The organism is Methanosarcina sp. (assembly GCF_049706645.1).
Taxonomy (GTDB): domain Archaea; phylum Halobacteriota; class Methanosarcinia; order Methanosarcinales; family Methanosarcinaceae; genus Methanosarcina.
Genome location: NZ_JBNAKP010000066.1, coordinates 1 through 7,064, shown reverse-complemented (window position 1 = coordinate 7,064; position 7,064 = coordinate 1). Strand labels below are relative to the sequence as shown.

Below are 7,064 nucleotides of genomic sequence, written 5' to 3'. Positions count from 1 at the left end.
CTTTTCTCTTCTTCCTTTTCTCTTCTTCCTTTTCTCTTCTTCCTTTTCTCTTCTTCCTTTTCTCTTCTTCCTTTTCTCTTCTTCCTTTTCTCTTTTCAGTTTCGGCAGGGGGAAAATATAATATTATCAATATAGGTTTCAGGCCCCATATTGCAGGTACGTATCCCTCATCTGCACAATATACCGTTTTATACCATAAAACCTAATTTAGATCCAATGAAAAAAAATGTAAAGATGGCTCTGGCTCTTCTCATAATTACAGTTCTGACTGTAGTCATTGTTTACGCCACACTCCCGTTTCTTAACTATATTTTCGGAGGCCTTATCCTTTTCACCATATTCCGGTCTCTTTATCATTTTCTCGTAAGAAGAGCCAGGCTTCGGAAGCAAATCGCAGCCGTACTTGTGATAATAATTTCTATCTTTGTTGTACTGATTCCTTTTTACTTCCTTTTGAGTGTAATTGTCAGCGAAATCCAGCAGCTTTTAATTGATCAGGCATCCATTATCGCATCTATTGAATCCGGAGCTGACTTTTTAACTCATCTTCTCTCAAGGCTGGATATTCCTGCAGACACGTTCCAGACCAAAATCGAAGAGAGAGCAATGGAAGTTGCTTCGCAGGCCGTTAATTACACGAGCCTGTTCATTCTGGGCTCAATCCAGAGCCTGAGCCACCAGTCCATTGGTCTGTTGATAATGTATTTTCTGCTCTACTACCTCTTTACCGGCGAAAACTCGGACTTTATGCGAAAGATTTCTATTGCAGTGCCTTTTAATGAAGAAAACACAGCCACTCTCCTGAATGAATTCCGAAGAATTGTCCGGGCGACTCTTATAGCCAGCGGGGCGGTTGCTTTTATCCAGGGTGGAATCCTGACCATCGTATTTCTCATTTTCAGTATCCAGGGAGCTTTCCTGTGGGGTTCTATTGCAGCCATTCTGTCCTTTTTGCCTCTTGTAGGAGCACCTTTTGTCTGGGTTCCTGCAACCATTGTCCAGCTCTTCCAGGCGGATTATACTGCAGCGGTCGCTATACTTGCAGCCGGGCTTTTTATAAGTGTGCTTGACAACTTCCTGAGGCCTATTATCCAGAAAAGGGTTGGAGAAATCCATCCTTTTCTATCCCTGCTCGGGATTGTTATAGGGGTATCCCTCTTCGGACTGCTGGGAATCGTTATAGGACCCCTTTTGCTCTCCTACTTCATCCTGACCGTACAGATGTTTTCCAGAGAGTACCTTTCCGGAAAGGAGTAAAAGTGTGCAGATCGAAATACTCGGGTGTGAGTCTTTTGGGGCAAGATCCCTTTCATGTGTTGTAAAGACAGATGAGAGGACGATTCTGATCGATCCTGGGGTTGCACTTGCACGCTTACGTTCGGGCCGGCTTCCCCACCCGGTAGAGGTTGCTGCCGCTTTCAGAATAAGAGAAAAAGTCCTTTCGATATTTGGAGAGGCTACAGATGTTGTTATCAGCCACTTCCACGGGGATCACATGCCGATGAGGGCTGAAGACCCGTATCAACTGCCAATGGAAGCCCTCCCTTCCCCTGAAGGGATAAATTTCTGGTGTAAAGGCCCGGAAAAAATCTCCAGTCTCTCTTTAAAAAGGAGGCATGAGCTCTCGGATTTCCTGGGTTTTCCTATTCCGGCTTCGGAAGGCAGGAAATCTGGCAGCATGGAATTTTCGTCTCCTGCTCCGCACGGGGTCAGGGAAAAGGGCTTTGGGACTGTGATGATGACCCGAATCTGTGAAGGAGATGAGATTTTTGTCCACAGCTCGGATATCCAGCTTCTGGATAGGGAAGCCGTCCTTAAAGTGCTTGCCTGGGAACCCACGATTGTTTTTGCCTCAGGGCCTCCCCTTTATCTTTCACACCGCGTTCCCGAAGCCGGAAAAGAAGCCTCTGAAAATGCTCTCCTTCTGGCCGGGCATGTGGAAACCCTGATTCTGGACCATCATCTGCTCAGGTCTTTTGAAGGGTACAGCTGGTTAAAAGAGCTGGCCGGAAAGGTTGAAAACCGGGTTCTCTGTGCTGCAGAGTTTATGGGAAAAACGCCTGAACTTCTTGAGGCTCAGAGGAAAACCCTTTATGAGAAAATGCCCGTACCTTCAGGCTGGCATGAAGCCTATGCAGAGGGTAAAACAGGTTTTGAGGAATATCTCTGACAGGCAGGCTTTGGAATCCAGCGCTTTATTCTTTCAGGGCACCTGGGTATAATTGTTTATTTTTTTGATCTGTTCGGAGCGCTGTTCATAATAATCATAGAGTTCTTTTCCCCAGGCCAGAGCTCCAGGCTCAAAACATATCACATACTTCCGGTCAAAGACCGTATTTTTCGGGAAAAGGGCCATTGCCATGAAGTTATCCGCTGCGGCAATCACAGGAATCTTTTCACAGTCCGTACAGACAAAAAGTTTAGCATTTTCTCTTTTAAGATATTGCTCGGTCTGTTCCCTGTAATCTTCAACCCACCTTTTCAGGACGGACCCGGGGAGAACGAGGGATATAGGTATTCCTTTTTCGGCAATTTCCAGGTAAAAAGAAGGAAAAAGAGGATGGAAATACGGAATTGCAGCCTCGAGTTTTTTCGCTATCCTAACGTTTTTGACGTATTCCGGAATCATCTCAAACATATGGTCTATCTGAGGTTCGATTGTAGTGCAGTGCCCAAGCTCGTAAATTCTTCGAAGGAGAAAAGTTGGAATTTCACTCATTTCCCGGTCTGCCCAATAATCCGCATTTTCTTCGAGGACAGAAAGAGTATCCACAAGCGGCTTCATTTTCTCAGCCACGACTCTACCTATCTCGCTCAGTTTGTAGAGGTTTTTTTCCTGGACCACCAGGTGCTGTTCTTTAAGCTTTTTTACCTGCGGCTGGACTGCGGTTGCACTGGCACTGAGGGCTTTTTTTATTGTTTCGATATCTTTTGGCCCTTCAAGCAAAAGCAGCAGGACATTCTTTCTTTTTTCTGAGAGAAGGATGAGATCGAGTAGATTGTTTTCCATATCATGCACCTTGACCGGCTGCCCGCAGGCCTGTAATGTATCGAAGTTCCACAATTCCAGGGAAGATTTGCAATAAAGGAAGACTTATATCAGAAACTGAATTACCTATATAGTTTCTCATGTATTTCATAGTATTTTATAGTATTTTATAAAAACTCAAAATTAATAGTTAATATATTTTTCTCTGCAATTTATAAACACCGTGCATTTTCATAGAGCTACTTTCCCCCATCAGTATTTTTTCCCTGGGGAAATCTCAGTTCAGAAACTCAATTTCAAAATACATATTTCGTTTAATCAAATATATACCCGACATTGCCTCAGATACTTTAACGGATTTACCTGAATCGCTTTCCATGGCAGTTTCTATAAAATAAGCTGTTGTTATGTCAGGTTTTATAAAAAATGTACTGTTTTATCCGAATTCCTATGTAAAAAGTGAATCAGTAAGGAAACGCACAGTCTTTTGATAAAATTAGAATTCTACTGAAAGCCTCAGTGCTTCCTGCCCCCCAGGAGCCCAGGATTTTTACTTTTCGGGCTTACGAGCGCATAAGTCCATTTCTTGATCTGTAAGCGGTAGCTTTCCCGAAAACAGTTCGCCTACTCTTTCAAACCCCTTATAAGCGAACCATTTTCGGGATGTAACCCTCTTCAGTTTTCTGGTGAACAATTTGTTCTTATACCCTTTTATACCTTTTTCATACCTTTTCCATATCTTTCCGTATTACCCAGCATGCTTTGTTTCCGGCTTAACACTCAAGGCATTTCGGAGAGGCTGCAGATCTAACAGTACTAATAGAATCTGCAAGTACTTCTTAATTCTCTCAAACATAAATAATTATTTGTTAAGGAAGTAATAAAGCTAACAGAAGATGTAGGGCTTGTAATATATGTCTTAAGATAGCGATTTTTAAAAACTCTGTTTATTTTACTGGAAAAAAATATTTATTAGATTGCATCCCCAATTGAGATTGATGTATAAATATAATTCAAGAATAACTGAACTTATTTAAATCCTTACCCCCGGATAATCTGAAAAAGTAATTTGAGATCGGTTCAGATCGGTTAAGATCGGTTCAGATTTTTTCAGTTTTTTCAGATTTTTTTATATCGTTTCAGGCCTTTTCAGGCCGTTTAAGAAGGATCCGGTTTGCTTCAATCGGCCCAGGTCGGTTTCGGTTGGTTCCAATCGGTTCAGCCAGTTTAACAGGTTCAGTCGTTTCAGCCGAGCTCAACTTAGAGCTTCCCGTCAGCTTTATCCCTCATCTTTCGGATCTCGGTCCCCAGGCTTCAGGATCTTTTAACCTGTTGAGTTATGTCCTCGATAATGCCCTGGAAATGAGTAACTTCTCCTTCCTCATTGCGCTGGATAAAGGTCTTTTCGTCAACCCAGCGGACTTCAGCGGTTTGAGTAAGGATCCGGTACTGGCGGTTGAATTCCTTTCCTCCCTCTTCACAGTTCTCCTCAAGCTCAAGTTCGACAAGAAGCAGGTCTTCGGGATGGATAATTTTCCCGTAAAGCACTCTTCCGGAAATAAAGTCCTCTGGAGCATACCCGAACTGCTTGACATTCTCAGATACATACAGGGTGGGCCAGTATTTTTCAGCTTTCCAGAGAAATACTACCACAGGACTGTTATTAATTACGGTTTCGAGGGCTTTTTGCCGTTCAAGCAGGGCTTTTTGTTTTTCCATCAGGGCTTTCTGGCTTTCAAGCGCGTCCCTCAGCGCCTTTTCGTTTTTAATCTCCTGCGTAATATCCCTTACTATTCCCTGAAAATTGGCTACATTTCCCCTCTCATCCCGCTGGATAAAGGTTTTTTCCTCAACCCAGCGAATTTCCCCCTTCCCGGTAAGAACCCTGTACCGCTGTACGAAACTGTCTTTTCCAGTCTCGCAGCATTGTGTAAGTTCCTTTCTAACCCTGTCTATATCCTCGGAATGGACAATATCTGCATACATTATCCTGCCTGTAAGGAAATCTTCTGCGCTGTACTCAAGCTGGGTCACATTTTCGGAAACGTATTTTGCAGGCCAGTTCTCGTCCGGGGTCCAGAGAAAAGCCATAACAGGGCTGTTATTAATTACGGTTTCCAGAATTTCCTGCCTTTCCAGTGCTTCACCAAGAATCAGTTCGTCGCTTTCAGCTAGTTGATTGAATCCCATAGCTATTACCTCTCCAAAAACCCTTCCGAATCCGGAATCTTTTAACCGCCTCAGGTAAAATGCACTTCTGAAACCCTTAAGCAATATATAATATATTTTGACATCTTATAAATAATGCCTTTCTGTGTACAGGAGGAATATTCTGAGTTCCAGGCTCGCAGCAGAAAATAAAGAAAATTTTGAGAAAAGTGAAAAGCTCGGAGAGAAAGCATCTGACATTATACAGCAGGCCAGGAAAGAATATGGGAGATATTTCGGGATCTGCGGCTCGTACCATCACCTTAAAGCCTGCATCTGCAAAAGCTGTCCCTCCTATTCCGGCGGTGCAGGGATGTTCTGCTCGCGGAGCAAATCTCCGGGACAGGGTAAAAAGCAGGGCTGTCTCTGTGAAACCTGCGAACTTTTCAGGAAATTCCGGCTTGAAGGGGAATACTTCTGTCTGGAGGCCGAAAAGCCTGAGTTTTCCGGAGAAAAGCCTGAGTTTTCTTTAAAAAACTGCAGAAAAGTTTCTGAGTGCAGGGGGAAGACAGGGTTTTGTGTAGTGGAAAAATCCGATGTATTTTTTGTTGATTGAACCTGAAATTTTAATTATATTAAAATCGCATTGAAAATTTTAATATGCTCAAAAAAACTCATAGCTTGAGCCCTGTCCATCAAGCCGGTCAGAACTCACTGGCTTTTCAAACGCATATACTGCATTCCAGTTCCCACCTTTTTTGAAAAAACTCTACGGGTTGGGCTAAATAATTCAGGACCTATAAAAATATATTTGATAGGAATTCCAGATTCAGTTTTTCTCTTCAGGCGCTGAAGAGAGTTTCTGACATTTATCGAGGTATAAAAATGGCAACCAAAGAGGAACTTATTCAGGAGCTTTCTGATGCAGTAGTCTCCTGTAAAAAAGATGCAGTACTCGCTGCTGTTGAGAAAGCAAGAGGCGTCATGGAACCTGCTGAGATTATTGACAAAGGGCTTTCCGCAGGCATGAACCAGGTAGGAGTTCTTTTTGAGAGAGGGAAACTTTTCCTGCCTCACGTAATGATAGCTGCCGATGCAATGACAGCAGGAGTTAAACTGCTTGAAGCTGAGCTTCCGGCAGGGGCAGAGAGCAAAAAACTTGGGGTTATAGTAAACGGTACTGTAGAAGGCGACGTCCACGATATAGGCAAGTCAATCGTATCCACAATGCTCCAGTCTGCCGGTTTTGAGGTATATGACATCGGGCGTGATGTCCCGGTCAGGAACTTTGTAGAGAAGGCAAAAGAAGTCAATGCCAATATGATTGGCCTCTCAGCTCTTATGACCACCACTCTCCAGGGCCAGAGGGACGTTATTGAACTTCTCAAGGAAGAAGGTCTGAGAGACAGGGTAAAAGTTATGGTTGGCGGTGCTCCTGCAACCCAGGCCTGGGCTGACAAGATCGGTGCAGACTGCTATGCTGAAAATGCCAGCGAAGCTGTCACAAAAGCAAAAGAACTGCTCCTCTGAGCCTCAATTATTAATCAATTAAATCAGTCCAAACTATCTCAGTCAAATTGGTTCAGCCAAACTGACTCAGTCTAAACTAAATCTATCTGATAGATGGAGGGTAAAAAATGGCAACCGAATATGCTTTACGTATGGGAGACGGGAAACGTGTCTTCCTCACAAAAGAGAAAATTCTGGAAGAAATTGAGGCCGGTGTTGCAAACGCTGCCGACCTTGGTGAGATTCCTGGCCTGAGTGCTGATGAAGTTGACAAGCTTGCGGAAATCCTTATGATGCCCGGCAAGGCTGTCAGTGTCGAGCAGGGCATGGAAATTCCCGTAACGCACGATATCGGCACTATAAGGCTTGATGGCGACCAGGGCAACAGTGGCGTTGGAATCCCTTCCAGCCGCCTTGT

General features: G+C 43.8%; 6 protein-coding genes and 1 pseudogene. 5 read left to right on the top strand and 2 right to left on the bottom strand.

Translation table 11 applies throughout. The annotated features are described in order from the left end of the window. Positions 1-216 precede the first annotated feature (216 nt). Together ACPK8D_RS16550 and ACPK8D_RS16545 are read left to right on the top strand one after the other, a co-directional pair. Positions 217-1,257, top strand: a complete 1,041-nt coding sequence (locus tag ACPK8D_RS16550) for an AI-2E family transporter (protein ID WP_424718952.1) — start codon at positions 217-219, stop codon at positions 1,255-1,257. A 4-nt stretch (positions 1,258-1,261) separates the two neighbouring features. Then, positions 1,262-2,170: an MBL fold metallo-hydrolase gene (locus ACPK8D_RS16545; protein ID WP_424718951.1), complete on the top strand. Its 909-nt coding sequence runs from the start codon at positions 1,262-1,264 to the stop codon at positions 2,168-2,170. 33 nt (positions 2,171-2,203) lie between these two features. Here ACPK8D_RS16545 and ACPK8D_RS16540 read toward each other — a convergent pair whose 3' ends face one another. After that, positions 2,204-3,010 carry a helix-turn-helix transcriptional regulator gene (locus ACPK8D_RS16540; protein ID WP_424718950.1) on the bottom strand — a complete coding sequence of 269 codons (807 nt, stop codon included), beginning with the start codon at positions 3,008-3,010 and terminating at the stop codon, positions 2,204-2,206. A gap of 1,293 nt (positions 3,011-4,303) precedes the next feature. After that, on the bottom strand, positions 4,304-5,263 hold the full coding sequence (locus tag ACPK8D_RS16535) for a PAS domain-containing protein (protein ID WP_424718949.1): 960 nt from the start codon (positions 5,261-5,263) through the stop codon (positions 4,304-4,306). A gap of 40 nt (positions 5,264-5,303) precedes the next feature. Here ACPK8D_RS16535 and ACPK8D_RS16530 point away from each other — a divergent pair, with 40 nt between their 5' ends. The 3 genes and pseudogenes from ACPK8D_RS16530 to ACPK8D_RS16520 form a co-directional block, all read left to right on the top strand. Beyond that, positions 5,304-5,753: a DUF2769 domain-containing protein gene (locus tag ACPK8D_RS16530; RefSeq protein ID WP_424718948.1), complete on the top strand. Its 450-nt coding sequence runs from the start codon at positions 5,304-5,306 to the stop codon at positions 5,751-5,753. A 269-nt stretch (positions 5,754-6,022) separates the two neighbouring features. Beyond that, positions 6,023-6,667: a dimethylamine corrinoid protein MtbC gene (gene mtbC / locus ACPK8D_RS16525; RefSeq protein WP_424718947.1), complete on the top strand. Its 645-nt coding sequence runs from the start codon at positions 6,023-6,025 to the stop codon at positions 6,665-6,667. A gap of 107 nt (positions 6,668-6,774) precedes the next feature. Next, positions 6,775-7,064: pseudogene (locus tag ACPK8D_RS16520) on the top strand ([dimethylamine--corrinoid protein] Co-methyltransferase); the annotation flags it as partial.

Excerpts from the sequence above, each read along its gene's own strand:
- ACPK8D_RS16550 (WP_424718952.1), top strand. The coding sequence starts at position 217 with ATGAAAAAAAATGTAAAGATGGCTCTGGCTCTTCTCATAATTACAGTT.
- ACPK8D_RS16540 (WP_424718950.1), bottom strand. The coding sequence starts at position 3,010 with ATGGAAAACAATCTACTCGATCTCATCCTTCTCTCAGAAAAAAGAAAG.
- mtbC (WP_424718947.1), top strand. The coding sequence starts at position 6,023 with ATGGCAACCAAAGAGGAACTTATTCAGGAGCTTTCTGATGCAGTAGTC.